The sequence below is a fragment of the Pseudomaricurvus sp. ABR4_320 genome (assembly GCF_056159445.1).
Genome location: NZ_JBSWVF010000103.1, coordinates 1 through 375, shown reverse-complemented (window position 1 = coordinate 375; position 375 = coordinate 1). Strand labels below are relative to the sequence as shown.

Here is a 375-nt window from a genome sequence, read left to right as displayed (position 1 = left end):
AGCTCCTTCAAAGGCACGTTACTCAGTGACGGCTACTCGGCTTATGCCAGTTACGTTGACGCCAGTCAGGCAGTAACGCACGCTCAATGTTGGGTGCACAGTCGTCGGCAATTTATTGAGGCAGAAGAGCAGGAGCCGGCAGCGGTACGAGAAGCTCTGGATATCATCGCGGCACTCTATAAACATGAAGCGATTATTACAGATAAAGTACTGACGGATGACCGCAAACGGAACTATCGTCTTGAGCACAGCAAGCCCTTGGTGGATCGATTCTTCGAATGGTGTCAGCAACAGTTGCAGCGAACTGACCTGATCCCATCAAACCCATTGTCCAAGGCTTTGGGTTATGTCATCAACAAAGAACACAAGCTGCGA

1 protein-coding gene is annotated in these 375 nt (G+C 50.1%); it reads left to right on the top strand.

Features of this window, described 5'->3' with window-relative positions; genetic code table 11:
• Nucleotides 1-375, top strand: a 375-nt coding sequence (locus ACXAFR_RS27565; protein ID WP_475183441.1) for an IS66 family transposase, incomplete at both ends; no start/stop codon positions are given.